Genomic DNA, 16890 nt, shown 5'->3' on the forward strand with positions numbered 1-16890 from the left:
AACACAGCCAGCTAAATTTTGTCTCACCAGGGCAACGTCATGCACTGCAAGATGGCGCTATTTTAGCGAAGCGCAAGAAAGTGCTTGAGGCGGCGAAGGAAAGAAAACCGATGCGTTGGTCTACAGAGATCAGAAATTGTGAAGCGGTTGGCGCTGTAACACTCAACCCAGATAAGGCACCAGAAGAAGGCGTAATAAATGCAGCTTAATATTTAAACAAAGAGTGACAACTATCTTGAAAAACACCGAAACCCTGAGGCGAATGATTTTGCCATTGCCGAAGAAGTGACAGTTAAAGGCGAAAACAAAAAGCGCCCTGATTTGGTGCTGTATGTGAATGGTATCGCATTGGGTGTAATTGAGCTTAAGCGTTCCAGCGTATCGGTATTTGAGGGTATTGCGCAAAACCTCGATAACCAGAAAAAAGACTTTATCCGTAATTTCTTTACCACTATGCAGTTAGTGATGGCCGGCAACGATACCCAGGGCCTGCGCTATGGCACCATCGAAACCTCAGCCAAACATTACCTAGAGTGGAAAGAAGACTGTGTTAACCCTTATGAATACATTCTGGATTTCCACATCAGCCGAATTTGCCAAAAGAAGCGATTTTTAGAACTTATCCACGATTTTATGGTGTTTGATGCGGGCCGTAAAAAGACCTGCCGGCACAATCAGTATTTTGGTATTAGCGAAGCCAAGAAATTTATTGCACGCCGCGAAGGCGGCATTATTTGGCACACCCAAGGCTCCGGCAAAAGCTTGACCATGGTGTGGCTGGCGAAGTGGATCCGTGAAAATGTGCGTGATTCGCGCGTGCTGGTGGTCACCGACCGTACCGAACTCGACGAACAAATTGAAAAGGTGTTCTCCGGCGTTGATGAGCAGATTTACCGCAGTAAAAGCGGTGCTGATTTGGTGGTTAAGCTCAACAAACCAAACCCGTGGCTGGTGTGTTCGCTGGTGCATAAATTTGGTCGTCATAGCGAGGACGATGACGAATCAACTGTTAACGCCGACGATTTTATCAGTGAGATGAAGAAAAGCCTGCCAACTGACTTCTCGCCTAAAGGTGACATATTTGTGTTTGTCGATGAGTGTCACCGCACACAGTCGGGTCTGCTTCATGAAGCCATGAAGAGCATTCTGCCGAATGCGCTATTTATCGGTTTTACCGGCACACCATTGATGAAGCAGGACAAGAAAAAGTCTGTTGAAGTCTTTGGCACTTATATTCACACCTACAAGTTTAACGAAGCAGTATCGGATGGGGTGGTGCTCGATTTACGCTACGAAGCGCGTGATATTGACCAGCGGGTGAAGTCGCAGAAAAAAGTTGATGAATGGTTTGAAGCCAAAACCAAAGATTTATCGCGTTTGGGTAAGCTGCAAATCAAGCAAAAATGGGGCTCGATGCAAAAGCTGCTCTCCAGTCGGGCACGGCTAGAACAGATTGTCGGCGATATCCTGATGGACTTTGATACCAAACCACGCTTAAAAGAAGGTGCAGGTAACGCCATGCTGGTGTGTGCCAGCGTCTATCAGGCGTGCAAAGTGTATGAAATGTTTGCCGACGCAGGGTTTCTGGGTAAATGTGCGATAGTGACCAGCTATCAGCCCAATGCCGCTGAAATTAAGGGCGAAGAAACTGGTGCCGGCGCGACAGAGAAACTTAGTAAGTACAAGATTTACCGCAAAATGCTGGCCGAGTTTTTTGAGCAATCGGAAGATGAAGCAGCCAAGCGAGTGGAAGAATTCGAGCAAACCGTGAAAAAGCGCTTTATCGAAGAGCCTGGCCAAATGCGGCTACTGATCGTAGTGGACAAACTGCTGACCGGCTTTGATGCGCCTTCTGCAACCTACTTGTATATCGATAAAAAGATGGCTGACCATAACTTGTTCCAGGCGATTTGCCGGGTCAACCGCTTGGATGGTGATGATAAAGATTATGGCTACATTATCGATTACAAAGACTTGTTTAAATGCCTGGAAAAAACAGTCAACGACTACACCAGTGAAGCCTTTGAAGGCTATGACAAAGAAGACGTCGCGGGACTGTTGAAAGACCGGCTGAAGATGGCCAAAGATGATTTGGACAATGCGCTTGAGGCCGTGAAAACCTTATGCGAACCTGTGAAAGCACCCCAGCATCAAATTGATTACCAGCATTATTTCTGCTGTCAGCCGGGGGCGCTTGAAGACGAGCTCAGTGAAAAAGAGGCGCTGCGTCTAACGCTTTACCAAAGCGTGTCGAAACTGATCCGCTGTTTCACCAATATTGCCAGTGAGATGCAGCAAGCCGGCTACAGCAAAGGCGAAGCCGAGGTGATCCGCCAAGAGGTGGAGCACTACAGCAAAGTGCGCGATGAAATCAAAATCGCCAGCGGTGACGTGGTGGACATGAAACAGTTTGAGCCGGCGATGCGCCAAATGCTTGATTTGTATATTGACGCCGACCCAAGCGAAACCTTGATGGATTTTGAAGAGCTGGGTCTGATTGAGCTGATTGTACAAAAAGGCACTGAGGCCTTGGATGGCTTGCCAAAGGATATGAAAAAGAATCCTGAGGCTATGGCGGAAGCCATCGAAAACAACGTGCGTAAAACCATAGTCGATGAGAACCCGGTTAACCCTAAGTATTACGAGCAGATGTCGGTACTACTGGATGAACTCATCCAGCAGCGGCGTCAGCAAGCGATCTCATACCAGGAATATTTGGAAAAAGTACGAGAACTGGCGAAGAAGGTAAAATACCCAGCCAGTAACAATTCAAAAGCGTACCCAGAAACTATGGATACCATGGCCAAACGGGCGCTGTTCGATAACTTTGGTAATGACGAAGTGCTGGTAACAAAAATCGACTCGGCCGTACGTTACACTAAAAAAGCAGATTGGTTGGGTGACCGATTCAAAGAGAAGGAAATCGCTCGGGCTGTACAACAAGAAACTGCTGACTACAAGGTGGATGTTAAGGCAGTAATGGACTTAGTTAAGGCTCAAAAAGAGTACCATTAATGGCAGACGTTACCATTGGCAATATCACACTAGATTTGCAGCGCAAACCGATTAAAAACCTGCATATCTCGGTGCTGCCACCGGAGGGTAAGGTGCGGGTATCGGCACCGCTACAACTCAGTGATACCGCCATTCGTATGGCAGTGGTGAAACGCCTTGCTTGGATCCGCGAGCAACAAGCCGACTTTGCCGCACAGCCTCGCCAATCCGAACGCGAAATGTGCAGTGGCGAAACTCACTATCTGTGGGGCCGCGGCTACAGACTCGATGTCAATGTGTCATCCAGCCCAAGTGTTAAACTCAAAGGCGGTCGCATTGCTATTACCAGTAAAACCGAGATTACGACCGAGAAGCGTCAGCTTATTCTGCAGGACTGGTATCGACAGATATTACGCAAACGCCTAGAGCCCTTGATGCAGCAATGGCAAGAACGAATTGGCGTAACACCATCGTTTGTCGGCATTAAACGGATGAAAACTAAGTGGGGTAGCTGTAATCCAAGCACTGGCAGGATTTGGCTTAATCTCGAACTCGTGAAAAAGCCTCCAGAATGCCTTGAGTTCATCATTGTGCATGAACTCATTCACTTACTTGAACGCCACCATAACGAACGCTTCAAAGCCCTGATGCAGCAACACTTGCCCAAATGGCCCGAGTATCGCCGAACACTTAACCGCACGCCCTTAGCATTTGATAAGTGGGGGTATTAGCTCGCAATATGTCCACTCACAATATTTTCATTGGCTTATGAGAAGCCCCCCTGAAGGTAAAGTTGTGTTTGGTATAAACTAAATATTCCGGTGGCGGACGGAAATCGATCTTTGTACCCTAGCAGTAATGATTTTGGACGTGTTTTGCCGCCAAGCCGAAAGCACTGCCTCATTTTTCTCATGACGGAACTCCCAGACCTCGACCTCCTTGCCGTCGGCAGTTTTCAGTCGTTCGCCGGTGTCGACGAGCCATTTAGTGTGTTCCGAAGTCCAAGGCATTCGTGAATCATCTCGCTTCGAAATTTCCGCTGATGCTGCGCCAGATAGCGACTTGACAAAATCCGTTGAAAATATAAACGGCCCAGGTCAGTTCTGCCCATACTCCATATTCAACAACTGTGTTAGCGAGTAGTTTCGCCAATCTACTGAAATTCCTTTCCGTTTGAGGCGATTCGCCGCACCGATCCTAGATTCCGCGTCAAGCATATCCGTTAAAGAGCTTGTTCTCCAATCCACCTTATAGCCGAGCCGGGCAAGGCGGTTCGCCGTGCCGATCCTGGATTCTGCGTCAAGCATGTCCGTCAGAGAGCTTGTTCGCCAATCCACCTTATAACCGAGCCGGGCGAGGCGGTTCGCCGTACCGATCCTAGATTCTGCATCGAGCATGTCCGTTAAAGAGTTGGTTCGCCAATCCACATCATAACCAAGCCTGCGAAGACGCTGTGAAGCATCGTACTTAGACTGTTCCTCGTAGGAGAGGTTTTTTGGTTTAGCTGTAGCAGTAGCCGGAGGGGTGCTGGAACGCGGCTGCAAACTTGTCTGGCTCTGCGGCTCAGACTGATAGGCTGGCTGTTTATAAGCGGCCTTTGCTCTCCGTAGTGTGCTCAGCAAATCTTCATCAATCCAACCATCCTGGGTGATACCTGCATCACGCTGAAAGGCCTTTACCGCGTCGGCTGTCCGGCGGCCATAGTCACCATCCACTGGACCGGGGGCATAGCCGAGATCGGTCAGAAGCTGTTGTGCCTCTCTGGTGTATTGGGCATTGGGCTTCTTGGGAGCGGTGCTGCTCGATACGCCTGGCGAAACCGATGGATAGGAGGGTTGATAGGAACGTCCCAGCTGTTTGGCCTCGCGAATGGCTTCCGAGACAATCTGGGTTCTGTAGGCTTCCACATCACGTTCAGCTCGAGACTGGGAACCCTCGCGATAACGGTAGCTCCCGCAGCGACTGTTGTAATCATTGACGATTTGGTTGAACTCATCGATGCCCGTATTGTTATCAATGATGTCGCGCATCGCTTCAATACGAATGCCTTCGCGGATACACCAGCGAATTTCCGGTACGGACAATACGTTATTGGAGCCGACCGAAGGCTTTGTATATTGCAGCCCGGCACTTTGGGTGTTGCTTTGCGTTTGAGTAACCGGAGCCGGTGTGCTCTTCGAGGAACCGTAGCTCTGTGACGACGATGGCTGAGTATATGAAGGCTTTTTGTTGCTCTGCTCTACATTATTAATCAGCCAGATCACAAAGATGACACTGATAATGCCAAGAATCCATTTGCCGCCAGAGCCGCCCTCGTTATTGCCAGTGTTTACTTTTTCGACAGGCGGAGGAGAGCTTGTAGATTTTTGCTCGGGTTCGGAAGTCGAAGTGTCACGCTGGGGCTGGGGTGATTGCTTAGGCGTTGATGGCTTAGCCTCCGTTTTTGGCTCCGGCTTTATGGGCTCATTGATGTCACTGACCTCGGACGCCAAGTCAGAGAGCCCTGAAAAGCCTTTTTTGTTCTTGTCGTTATAACCAGCCATGGACACCGACCCCTTCCGTTTCGCACATAAATCTCATGCCGAGCTCCCTCATATGAACGTCAGCCCCCAAGCGCCCAGACCGCCAATACCAATGCACAAGAGAATCACCGGGGCGCATCCGGAGTTTTTCTTTTTGGCGGGCAGTCCCGTTTCCGGATGCCCATGCGCCTGCGCCAGGTCGCCTATCATCTTTGGCTGGCCGCTTACTCCCAACTGCCGACCCAGGATTTCGAAAAACCTCCGCTTGACCGACTGTGGGCTTGTGTCGCCTTCATAATCACCAAGGTTCAATCGTGTCTCGCCGGTAAAGAGACCAATCATCAGCGGTCCCATTTTGCTGCCACCCTCTGCTTGAAGGAGCTCGCCAGCTTCGCAGCCGAGAATTTTGGCCAGTATTCCCATATCGGCTTGCTCGAGGGCAACAGTCATAATCGGTCGGTGCGATGGTCCATGAGGATTTCTGTCGATACGGTAAAAAAACTGACATGGCGTAGTGATAGATCATCCCTCGGTACTCGGCCTTCTTCCCCTGCATTTCCATGGCGAGGTCAAGAACGGTCTTCGGCTTCTTCTGAAAAGTCAGGAAGACATCCCCCCAGACCGAGGTCTCGCCAGAATCTATGCTCGACCATGGAGCCGGAAGAGTCGGCCATTTGGTCAGCTCCAGCAAGGCGAACACCGGCATTTGTGGTGCTGATGGCAGTGGACTGGTTTGACGAGGCTGAGACTGTGGGAGAGTCCCGGTATCCGATGTCAGATCACTGAGACCTGAGAATCCGCGTTTGTTGTCTTTATCCATACTGTTGCTCTCGTTCATTGCATGCTAATAAACATCCAGGCAATCAGGCCCAGAGATATTGCAATGTGCCACTTATCAAATGTCCGTAGCGGAGCCTTTCCGAGAAAACGGTATCCGTTACCAGTTGGTATTACCCGATATCTGCTTATCGGAAAAATGGGTATTGCAAAAAATACGAAATAATGGGTAGAAAGGTACGTTCCTGATGCAGGGTCATGGTCAGTTGAACCATACATCGTTGTGCCAATCCCGTTTATTGTATGGAGACTCGGAGCTGATGTGATGGGTATGAGGTCCCCATAAAGCCTATCGTTATCTCTAACAGTGCTGAGGTTCTTCTGGATTATTGATTTTACCTCTTGGCTACTGGCGTACTTGAATGCCTCTTCAAGGAATGCAATGCACGGCTTCCACTTTTCCGTTTTGTTGCCGTAAACAACTGCGCAATGCATCAGGGTCAGTGCAATCTCATCTTTGCCTTGCGAGAGAATTTCGGCACCGGGTTTTGATGCTGACAACTTCGCTATAAGCTGGGGCACAGTATTCATAACTTTCTGCGCCTCCCTATCAGCAGAGGTTGGTTGCTTTTCAGAGCTCTCCAGCGCTGCTTTACAAAGATCAGAAATCGGGTCGAGTAACCGGCTTAGCTTTCTTTGCTCCGCTATCTCGCCAAGTGCATCTGCGTCCTCAGCGGTGCGTTCGGCAACCTCACCAACCTCCGCGAATACTTCCTGCAGCATGTTCGTGAGTTGCTGCGAGAAATCGAGCTTGCCGTGCTCGTTGAACATATGGATCGCCAGGCCACGAACCAGACCGGCAACGCGGTGACTGGCATCGTGATCGAGCCCTCGACTTTTTGTGCTGACCTGTATCGGCTGAGCAACTGTGTCCCAGTTTTTAACAACTTGGATTAGCTGATTCACCATGGGGGCCAATGTGGAATCGGGCCGTTCTGCATCGACGGCTGCCCACAGTTTCTCGACAAGAGCTCTTATGTTCCCTTCTTCCTTGTCAAGAAATCCCTGTGCCTCCACCTCATACGAATCAATGAGATCGGCTATCAGAATGGGGCCGTGCACCTCCCCATCGTCAGTCGCGGATTCAACGGCAATTGTAACTGCTTTTACGAGCTCTTTTGGAGAAAGATTGTCGAGGGCAGACTTGATGATCTGGCGATAATGTCTCCTCCGTTCCTGAATTTCAGATTCAACGGCTGAAAGGTCCACAACTTCAGGGAAACCAGAGACTACCCGCTCCTCGTTGATTATTACGCTTAGCTCATCGGGGCCTAAATCTTCAAACGCCCAAGCGATATCTAGAATCCACTCTGCAACGTCATCAGCGTTGTTCTCAGGCAAACGAGAGAGTCCTGATGCAAGCAGGTTCGCCCGCGCAATTGAAGACAGATTATCGACGCCTAGTAGATCTGTTGGCGAAGACTCGATAAGTGACAAGAGCTCTCCTGCACGTTTAGGTCCAATACCCGGTAGCCAAGCAATTTCAGCCGATAGCCTTTTTCGAGGATTAGTTAAATCCGAACGAGCCTCCATACATTGATTTGAATCTAGCAATAAACTACGTTCGTCTGCCAATTCCATGATTCGTCGACGATTGTCTCGAGGACTGGCATTTAAAATATGAAAAGGGTTTTGTAAAAGGTCCATGCTCCCCTCCAGTTATTTGTCATCCCAGACGAACCCAATTCGCCTGCTACTTTTTTCTTGATTTTTAGGTAAGCTATTCAGTGCAGTTAAGATGCTCTCTTGATCTAGTTCTGATTTTCCAGTCTTGGCAGCAATCCTAGCTGCCTCACGTATGACAAAGGCGGAATCTGAAAGCGCTTTACCCGTGAGCTCATCAAGGATCTCGTCCACTTTAAGATCAGCGGCTTTCGGCAGTTTGCTCAAGAGCGAATCTATTAACGACGCAACTTCTTCTCTCGACGGCATACCCACTTCGATGATGTGGTCAAATCGTCCCCGACGGAGAATAGCTGGATCGATCATCTCGATCAGGTTTGTCATTGCTATGATCAGAACATTTTTTTTAATAGCCTCAGGAATTCTCCGAAGAAATTCAGCTACCTCTTCAACGTGATGCAATCCAGATGAGCTTCCTGATCGCCTATCCGACAGAAATGACTCCATTTCGTCGATTACTATAATGGAGGGGGCAGCATCAATTGCTTTATCAAATACTTCGGAAATCTTCTTGCTGGTTTCATGAATGTAAGGACTGCCAACACTGTTAGAGTCAATTGAGTAACTAGGCCAATCTATAAATTCAACGAGTCGTTCTACAGCAAATGTCTTTCCACAGCCGGGTGGCCCATGCAGAATAACGGCGGATGGAAACTCGATACCCAATTGTCTGTATTTTTCAGCATTAAAAATAATATCGATGATATGTTCGTTGAAGAACTCCTCAAGCTGTGGTCGCCCTGGAAGTTTGAAAAATTTGACCTCTGCCCGTACCTCGGGCGCTTTCGGCTGTTCAGATTCGACTGCCTCCTTGGCAAAAGCGAGCTTCGCGTCGCTCTTGGTTTGAGAGGCGGGCTTGCGCTTGGCCAGTAGGCCCGCATCAGCAGGTACGCTAAATCCTGCCGCCTTTACAATCTCCGCAAGATCACCAGCGGGCATCCAGCCGGTCAGGTTGGTCAAGCGCCGGAAGGATTCTGTGGCGATGACGACCCCGCCGGTGATCCAGGTTCCCAAGACAACTTCATCATCGACGTCAGGTGTCAGCGTCCAGACCGGGAGCAGTTTGGAGTACTGTTCCACATAAACGGCATCATGGAAGGAGGCATCATCCGACAATTTCCGAGACTCTTTAAGGGCGAAGGCAAAGGCCAGTGCATCGACCTTGTTTTCCGGGGATTTCCCATTTTCGACCGCCGCCAGAGTGTATTTTTTATGGCTGCTCAGGCTCTGGAATGATTCATTCCCTAACGCGACGTCCCCGAACAGGGATCTGTCGAGAAAACCGAACTCATCCCACTTCCGTGCCAGTTCCGGACGTGTGAGCAGGATATTGTTCGAGCCGTTGGTATCGAAAATCTGCCACTCGTCTCCTGCATAGAGGAGCGACCGGATTTTCGAACCGTCCGATAACTCAAACCCTTTAGGCAACCATAAATCCTTCGCCATAAATCATCCCCTGATAATGTTGGCCACATCGAACATCTCATTGTCAGGGCTTCCACCTATCTGGATCATCGAAAGTTCGGCTACAACGGCGCGGAGTTTTTCAATGTCATCGGATCGCATAAGCAGCATTCCTTGCTGGGTAAGTTCATCGAAACGATGCTTGTCTGCAAATAAATGTGGGGAGCTAACCAAATGTTTGAAACGCTCAACCACGAACCAATCCTGTCGCCATAGGATTTCGAAATTTTTATTTCTAAGTTCATCAAGGTGGTGTTCAAAATCGTTGTCGTTTCGATCGATTGAGCGCTGAGCAGTTTTCACTAAGTTATCGAAAGCCGAAGTTTCGGATGGTCGAGCATGTTCACGGATTAATTGTTCGAAAAAAGACACCACTGAGTTGAGGTCTATTTGTCGAATTTCTTTAAGGTGCTCTCTTCTTACTTGGGCTAGCAGTTTTCGTGCTTCGAACACTTTCTCCATGGCCTCTTGAGACTCTTCACTTTCTGCTTCTTCTGGATCGAGTTCTGTTGCAGATTCAAGCTTCTGTCTTGCTTGTTCAAGTTTGGGGTTATCCACTACCTTATTGATTTCATCAATACGATTTAGTGTTCTTTCCCCTTCTTCAACAACCATGACGGCAGCAGTTGTGTAGTCAATCTGTCCTTCCTGTCGAGAATAGAAGTTTCTGCCGGAATGAAAAGTACCGCCTATGCAGGGCACTGAAACTTCAATAACTATGTTTCCAGAGTCCAAAATCTCAAATTCACATTCAAGATCGGCTCCAGCGGGGATTACTCCATCATCAAAATCAGAGCCTGAAATTTTTAACACACCGATAGGGCGGTTGTCGGTGATGGGATCTTCAATCTCACCTTCCCAAAGTTTCAGGTTAAGTGATCCAGATGCACCTGACTTTAAAGATTCAGCTGCTTTGAATATCTTTTTCCCCTTCCTAGGGAGTGAATCACCAAAACGAATCAGATAGTCGAGCACAGGGCGACCACCGAGTTTCTCCAAGACTTCAATACCAACAGAATGAGAGGCAGGAATTGCATCCACGGTTGCTGCAGTTCTAGTAATGACAATTTTGTCCTGTTCCAATGTAAGTGGGCCACCAACAGCATCAAATACAAATACCTTGAAGGTATTTTCGCCGGACTTTGACAGAGTCACGTCAAGAGTAGTTCCATGCTTAAGTGGCATACGACCCGATGTCCAACCAGTATCTTCACTATCAATTTGAAATTCTGAACCTGAGGCTGCTTGCCCGGCAAGCTGCACTGCTATCTTCGCTTTAACATCCGGAGTACGAGCAATGTAATTGAAAGATAGATCAATTCCTCCACCGGAGGAGATTTGACCTCGGGTGTTTTTGCGTGATCGGTTCTGGGAACCCCAGTCTATAGATTCAGCGAAGAGACTTGCTCCCTCAGCCACAGCTGTCATCGGATTCACATCAGTGTTTCCCGGTATTCCAAGCTCATAAGAAACCTTATCTCTCAAAGGTTTATAATTGGTTGGACCACCCACGAAAACAATTCTCTCAAGGTCATGAGGAGATAGTCCAGCTTTATTTAAGGCCTCGCGAGCTGAGCTAATCGATTCGGCTACACGCTCTGCAATCAAATTATCGTAAGTTTCACGTTTCAGTTGGATGTCGAGATAGATTTCATCTCCGTTAAGATCTCTAACTCGTGTTTCAGTTTCTGAAAGACTAATAACAACTTCCTCGCGTGCTGAAAGTTCAATTTTTGCTCGCTCGGTAGCCCAGGTAGCCAGTCTGATGAGTGATTTAAAGCTTGGGTTTACAGAAAAGTCATCTGGGAGATCAAACTTTTCAAGTAACCAAGGACGAACCACATTATCGACTAATACTCTATCGAAGTCCCGACCACCGCACATGGCTATACCACCATGGGCAAGAAGATTTACCCTTCCACCAATACTTTCTGCAATAGCAATATCGAGCGTGCCGCCACCCAAATCATAAATTAGAAACATACCATCTGTATTGCGGGCACGCATGACGCTCATAACTGCAGCGACTGGCTCCTGCATAAGTGCAACATTACCAAGGCCGGCCATACTAGCAGCCTGCATTGTTGCGTCTTTCTGCATCTGGTTAAATGCTGCTGGAACAGTTATTACAGTCCCCGTATCCGGGTCATTTCTAATTTCTTCTGGCAAGTACCCGAACAATACTTTTAGTACTTCAGCGGAGCATTCCTCTGGCGTCTTGGTTAGATTTACTGCCGATAGCTGAATTGGTGTACTTGTACCCATTACACGCTTGAATAACATCGCCGAGTTGTCTGGACTATGCGGCGCAGAGTCGTAAGCTCGCTTTCCAACATATTTATTGCCACGACGGTCAATGTAAATAGCAGATGGTGTCACATCATTTTGTTCAGGACTTTTCCAAATGCGAGTTTCGGAGCCGTCATAGGAACAAATTGCGCTGTTAGTTGTCCCCAAATCAATGCCAACATAATTTTTCATAGATCCATCTTCCTCAAAGTGACTGTTCCTGTCTTAACCAAACCCTCTTTACCCATAATGATTGGTTCAAGCATCAGATCAACCATCAAGGTATCCTTCGAATCAAATTCTTCGATATTCAGTGGGGTCGCTGCCATACCAGGATCGAAAGGGTGACCCTCTACATTGACTATTCTCAATTCCGCCAACTCCAAAGCTTCATCAACTTTTTTAATGAACCACCGAAACTGGCTTTTGTATCGGTTTTGTTCACCAGCATCGATTTTCAATAACATGCGCTCAAATACTCTGGCAAAGCGCCAAGATTCTAAAGCCATGGTGATCACAGCCTCTCGCATTGCCTCAGGTGGTATTGCGTTTTGCTCAGAGTTAGCCATTTTATTCTCCTAATTTGTTCATATTAACTTCCATTTTCTAGGCATAATGCTCAGGAGATGTTGAAATATTCTTCAGCAGTACATAAGTATCATCATGCTGGCGCTGTGAAATTACTGATTTCCCGCCTTTTATAGCGATGTTGGTAACTACTAATCATATAGATTTAAGCCGCCTTGTGTACGATCCCAGCATCGATCTTCAAAGGGCATTGCTACAATCCAAAATTACCGCTGTTGCCTCAGCAAATGAATCGCAGGCAAACTTATGGGCATTAATATCCCCAACAAGGTTATTCAATCATACTGCGTATGCGATTTTGATGAGTAAAAAGTAACATATATGGTTAAGCTGACGATGAGCTTAACCAATGGTTCTTGGCATTCACCTCGCTTGTCACAGCCTTCAACTAGGTTTTCATTGAGTAGATATATCATTAAAAAACACGGTGTTCTATAAAATTATACCTACATGTGAACCAACTCAAAATGATAAGACGGGTATACTACAATGCTACGTTTGAACGCTAGATTGCCAAGCCACCTCAAACGGGTCGCACGTATTTGACTTGCAATGGCATAGTCGATTATTTTATTAGTCAACTGTTCAAAGTATGTTTGCACTGATCATCTTTAATGCCGTATCCAGAGCACCCCCAAAATTTACCAAAACGGCCTTCACGTTGCTTCATCGGACGCCCACACTGCTCACAAATTCTAAAACTGTTCAGACAAGCAGTATTATTGCACACACTTGCGCTACGACCATCAACGGAGGGGGCGCCACACTTTATGCAAACCCTTGCTTTACCTACCTTACAGCCTAATCCGGTACTGCAGCCATAGAAGTCACTATATTGCCCCTTTAATAAACGTAGGTAACCATCTACACAGTTGGGACATTTGAAGATCTTGCGGTATTGCTCCTGAAACGCTTTGGAGAAAATATTGATGTCATATTTTGGGGCCAGCAGTTCTGTGATAAATTCTGAAGGCGCTGTCGGATCGGCAATTATGTAGGATTTCTTCTTTGCCCGTGTTATGCCTACGTAAAATAGGCGGCGTTCTTCTGAATGTTTAAACGAATCCAACATGGGGAGAAGCGCCTCGACAATCGCTTCATCTCGGTTTTCATTCGGAAAGCCACTTCTCCCCTGAAAAAAACCAATCAAAATGCAATAGTCCGCCTCTAACCCTTTTGATTTGTGAAAACTCCAAAAGTGAACCCCATCCAGCAATTTACTGGCTTTAAGTACGGCTCTTGCATCATTGAGCAAATAGTTATAGCGCGCAATAACCGCAATACTACCTACTGAGTCGTTTTCGCGGATCTTCAGTACAACCTCTTCAACACGCTCATAAACACCGTCTTTCTTACCCACTTTATCATCCAGCAAATACACCTGCGAACTATCGACTTGAGTATGTGTTTCGATATATTTTTTGTACTGCTCAGGATTTTCCATGATGAATTGACCTGCTGTATTCGCAATACTGTTGTTATAGCGAAATGTTTTCTGGAGCTTGGTTTCGGTATAGCTACCGACTTTCTTACCAAATCGTGTTGTCAGTTCTAGTTTGCCACCAGAGAAGCGATATATAGACTGCCAGTCATCACCCACTACTGTTAAGGTCGGGCAAGGCCCCTTATCAATGAGCGCCTCAATGAACTCCATACGAGCGGCTGAAATATCCTGAAACTCATCTACAAGGATGTAGGTCCACTCTGGAGTGTATTTTGCTTCGTTCACCACGTCGGTGGCTCGGATAATCATGTCATCAAAATCAATCGCATTTTGGCTCTTAAGTTCTTCGGTATATCCCCGATGAAGAGATCCCAGAATATCGGCAATTTTTTTTGGTTGAGCGATACCTGATTGCTTTAAACGATCGTGAATCGCCTCATCAGAGAGACGTTCAACCCGGATAGCTTGCAATGCCTTTACTAACAGATCACTCCAAGTTGCGACCAGCCCTTCATCTTCCAGTTTCTTGAAGATCTCTTTGAGGTCTATCGGTGTTAGTGTAATACCTTCATCCGCAAGTTTTCGCCCCAAGCCGGACTCTAGGGTTCCTTCTAACCATTCATAGTGGAAGGTCTCAATTAGACGGGTCTCACATTCAGCATGGAGGAGCCGCTTCTTTTTCATGGACTCGTTGTAAGCAAGGTAGTCTATGTCAGGTCGGGTTTTACCTTCCCGGTCTATGCCAAAGTGTTCAATGTATACATGGGTATCGCAAACATGAAAGTCAGGTCGATAGTCGAACCCTATTTCAATCCGCCGCTTACTCACATATGGTGGTTCATACCGATAGTTGATGCCGTTCATCACCAAAAAGTTGGCGATCTGTAGTTCTTGGTAACCTTTAACCTTCTCTCCATTAAGGGTGCGGAATTCATTGTCCCGAACATAACGCTCATAATTATCGTTAGATTTGAAATCAAAGGGATTTACAGGTTCTGGGAACAAGCTGATAAAACTCAGCATACGAGTGTTGTCAGACAACAAATACCGTGTCAGCCAATCAGTCACCCACTGTTTTAACTTGATATTATCTTCGGTGAACACACTCATGTAGGTAGGGACGCCACATTCACGAAGCAATTTACGACCGAGAGCGTGAAAGGTTGAAATATGCGGCGAGGACTGCAGTTCAATACCGCCCTTTTTTGCTTTTTCTTCGAGCCGTTGTTTAAGCTCCTCGGCAGCGGTTTTGTTATACGCTAGAACTAAGATTTCAGACGGCTTAGCTAACCCACGATCGATAAGGTCGAGTGCCTTGGCAACCATTACCGAGGTTTTTCCTGTACCCGCAGCTGCCAGCACCATGTTTTTATCATTGGAACGCAACACGCCAAGGCGTTGCTCATGAGTCAAAGGATTGGATTCAACACGGTCAAAAAAGCTGCTTCGCTTCTTGAGTTGATGAGATTCATGGTATTCGCGAATAGCCTCTGGCTGAACAGGATGAAAACGTACGATCTCTTTCACCTGCGTAATGAAATCTGGCGCCAAATGAGCATCCCAAAGTGCCTGCTGTTGACTATAGTTTCCCGCCAGTTGAGCACATAATGCTGTTATTTGGTCAAGCCAAGAATCACGCGGATAACGATTAACAACAAAAGAGTTAAAATCTTGGAAAACTTGAGAAAGATAGCCACAGATAAAGTCAGCAATCTTCCCATTGAGTAACGCTACAAAAACTTCTGCGTGATGCTTAGAAAGAAAGCGATATTGTTCAATCTTAGAGCCGACGGAAATCGTTAACACGCCACCAAGTAGCCCTGGCACGTAGACTGCGAACTGTTTGCAATCTTTAAACGAGCATGAAGACACTTGTTCGTTCTGAGCAATAATAACTAGGGAATCATCGATTAAAGCAAGGGCTTTACGGCGCAAAAAATATTTTCCAATCAGGTTAAATTGCAGGCAGTTATTTGCGCTAGACATGAGTACGAACTCTTGAAAGAGCGATCAGAAAAAACATATTGGTAGAATTACTTTGTGTGTTAGTAACTACAAACTGTATAAACTTTTTAAGTAAAGTGCACTTTAATCTATATTAACATGCAGAAATTGCGTGCTTACGCTCATATTTGAGCTGTTTTCGAAGCACAACCAGCGAGATAGTGTCGATAGGATCGTCTATTTTAGGATTTATTAAAGGCATTTCTGTCACCGCATAATTCCACTACGCTATCCTTTCCAGTATTCACTCTTACACTTTACTTTCTACCCATGCAGCAGCTTGACTATCAAGTGCCTTGGATGGAGAAGTTGCATTGTGCATATGCTGTCACGCAGTTGGTTGGTGGTATCCCTTGGGGTATCTTCAAAGCCTTTGCAGGTTTTCTTGGCAGGTGATTTGGTCATGTAAATATGTTCTCTTCGTCTTTTGAAACATAACTGGAGTTAAACGCTTTGAGGACGAAGGACTAAGGGGTGGATGTCTCAGTCCTTTGTGTTGATCATCAGGGCGACAAGACAGGCGCATGCCGGTGAGGGCGATGCGCTTGCCTATATGTCAAGTTATTGCCCTGCTTGAATAGTCTAGTCATTCAAGTACTTAATGCATCGTGACAGAAAGTGTCGTAACTAAGTAAGCTCTGAATTTTGTCCTTACCCTAGCTTGTTTTCGGTGGTCCCTTGGTTTAGTGAGGTTGTTTGTAGTTATTGCTCATAGGCTTACTTAAAGAGGGATTCAGCCAAGAAAAAGCATTTCAATCTAGTCATGGAGGACACTCTTAGCCTTTGAAGGCAGGAGATTGTAAAGGATATTCTGAAGTTTATTAATGTGCAGTAAAACGGGTGTTGGTATGAGCTTAAGCGGTTGCACTTTGGGCATCACGCTCCTCTATTCTTGTTAAAATCCATTCTTGCACTTCACTTTCTACCCATGCAGCAGCTCGGCTACCAAGTGACACTGGTTTGGGAAATGTTCCTTCTGCGATGTACTTGTAGATAGTGGAGCGCGCTAGGCCGGTATAATCCATAACTTTAGTAAGGCGAATTAGTTTCATGATGAGTTTCTCG

Annotated in this window: 10 protein-coding genes and 1 pseudogene; 3 read left to right on the forward strand and 8 right to left on the reverse strand. The window is 46.7% G+C overall.

The window, feature by feature from the left end; all coding sequences use genetic code 11:
* From L5M18_RS18690 to L5M18_RS18700, 3 genes and pseudogenes are all read left to right on the forward strand, one after another.
* A pseudogene (locus tag L5M18_RS18690) lies at positions 1 to 209 on the forward strand (IS3 family transposase); the annotation flags it as partial.
* Positions 210 to 285: 76 nt separating this feature from the next.
* The gene (locus tag L5M18_RS18695; protein WP_263198187.1) at positions 286 to 3015 is read left to right on the forward strand and encodes a type I restriction endonuclease subunit R; all 2730 of its coding nucleotides are present in this window, start codon (positions 286 to 288) and stop codon (positions 3013 to 3015) included.
* Complete coding sequence (locus L5M18_RS18700) at positions 3015 to 3725, forward strand: M48 family metallopeptidase (RefSeq protein ID WP_263198189.1); 711 nt, start codon at positions 3015 to 3017, stop codon at positions 3723 to 3725. The genes L5M18_RS18695 and L5M18_RS18700 overlap by 1 nt, the downstream gene beginning before the upstream one ends.
* Before the next feature lie 366 nt (positions 3726 to 4091).
* Here the strand turns inward: L5M18_RS18700 and L5M18_RS18705 are convergent, their stop codons facing one another.
* The 8 genes from L5M18_RS18705 to L5M18_RS18740 form a co-directional block, all read right to left on the reverse strand.
* Positions 4092 to 5537: a peptidoglycan-binding domain-containing protein gene (locus L5M18_RS18705; protein WP_249555208.1), complete on the reverse strand. Its 1446-nt coding sequence runs from the start codon at positions 5535 to 5537 to the stop codon at positions 4092 to 4094.
* Between the two features lie 48 nt (positions 5538 to 5585).
* Positions 5586 to 5966, reverse strand: coding sequence for a hypothetical protein (locus tag L5M18_RS18710; protein WP_249555209.1), 381 nt, complete (start codon positions 5964 to 5966; stop codon positions 5586 to 5588).
* A 384-nt stretch (positions 5967 to 6350) separates the two neighbouring features.
* The gene (locus tag L5M18_RS18715) at positions 6351 to 8000 is read right to left on the reverse strand and encodes a hypothetical protein (RefSeq protein WP_249555213.1); all 1650 of its coding nucleotides are present in this window, start codon (positions 7998 to 8000) and stop codon (positions 6351 to 6353) included.
* A 12-nt stretch (positions 8001 to 8012) separates the two neighbouring features.
* Positions 8013 to 9482: an ATP-binding protein gene (locus L5M18_RS18720; protein ID WP_263198192.1), complete on the reverse strand. Its 1470-nt coding sequence runs from the start codon at positions 9480 to 9482 to the stop codon at positions 8013 to 8015.
* Between the two features lie 3 nt (positions 9483 to 9485).
* Complete coding sequence (locus L5M18_RS18725; protein WP_263198194.1) at positions 9486 to 11981, reverse strand: Hsp70 family protein; 2496 nt, start codon at positions 11979 to 11981, stop codon at positions 9486 to 9488.
* Positions 11978 to 12358, reverse strand: a complete 381-nt coding sequence (locus tag L5M18_RS18730) for a hypothetical protein (RefSeq protein WP_249555219.1) — start codon at positions 12356 to 12358, stop codon at positions 11978 to 11980. Before L5M18_RS18730 ends, L5M18_RS18725 begins: the two co-directional genes overlap by 4 nt.
* A 596-nt stretch (positions 12359 to 12954) precedes the next feature.
* The gene (locus L5M18_RS18735) at positions 12955 to 15807 is read right to left on the reverse strand and encodes a UvrD-helicase domain-containing protein (RefSeq protein WP_249555221.1); all 2853 of its coding nucleotides are present in this window, start codon (positions 15805 to 15807) and stop codon (positions 12955 to 12957) included.
* Between the two features lie 872 nt (positions 15808 to 16679).
* Positions 16680 to 16877 carry a helix-turn-helix transcriptional regulator gene (locus L5M18_RS18740; RefSeq protein WP_099458512.1) on the reverse strand — a complete coding sequence of 66 codons (198 nt, stop codon included), beginning with the start codon at positions 16875 to 16877 and terminating at the stop codon, positions 16680 to 16682.
* Positions 16878 to 16890: the final 13 nt, after the last annotated feature.

It is taken from the genome of Shewanella sp. SM20, from assembly GCF_025654545.1.
GTDB lineage: Bacteria > Pseudomonadota > Gammaproteobacteria > Enterobacterales > Shewanellaceae > Shewanella > Shewanella oncorhynchi.

Bases quoted from the DNA above. Each gene is read 5' to 3' on its own strand.
- L5M18_RS18700 (WP_263198189.1), top strand. From the start codon at position 3,015: ATGGCAGACGTTACCATTGGCAATATCACACTAGATTTGCAGCGCAAA.
- L5M18_RS18705 (WP_249555208.1), bottom strand. From the start codon at position 5,537: ATGGCTGGTTATAACGACAAGAACAAAAAAGGCTTTTCAGGGCTCTCT.
- L5M18_RS18710 (WP_249555209.1), bottom strand. From the start codon at position 5,966: ATGACTGTTGCCCTCGAGCAAGCCGATATGGGAATACTGGCCAAAATT.
- L5M18_RS18715 (WP_249555213.1), bottom strand. From the start codon at position 8,000: ATGGACCTTTTACAAAACCCTTTTCATATTTTAAATGCCAGTCCTCGA.
- L5M18_RS18720 (WP_263198192.1), bottom strand. From the start codon at position 9,482: ATGGCGAAGGATTTATGGTTGCCTAAAGGGTTTGAGTTATCGGACGGT.
- L5M18_RS18725 (WP_263198194.1), bottom strand. From the start codon at position 11,981: ATGAAAAATTATGTTGGCATTGATTTGGGGACAACTAACAGCGCAATT.
- L5M18_RS18730 (WP_249555219.1), bottom strand. From the start codon at position 12,358: ATGGCTAACTCTGAGCAAAACGCAATACCACCTGAGGCAATGCGAGAG.
- L5M18_RS18735 (WP_249555221.1), bottom strand. From the start codon at position 15,807: ATGTCTAGCGCAAATAACTGCCTGCAATTTAACCTGATTGGAAAATAT.
- L5M18_RS18740 (WP_099458512.1), bottom strand. From the start codon at position 16,877: ATGAAACTAATTCGCCTTACTAAAGTTATGGATTATACCGGCCTAGCG.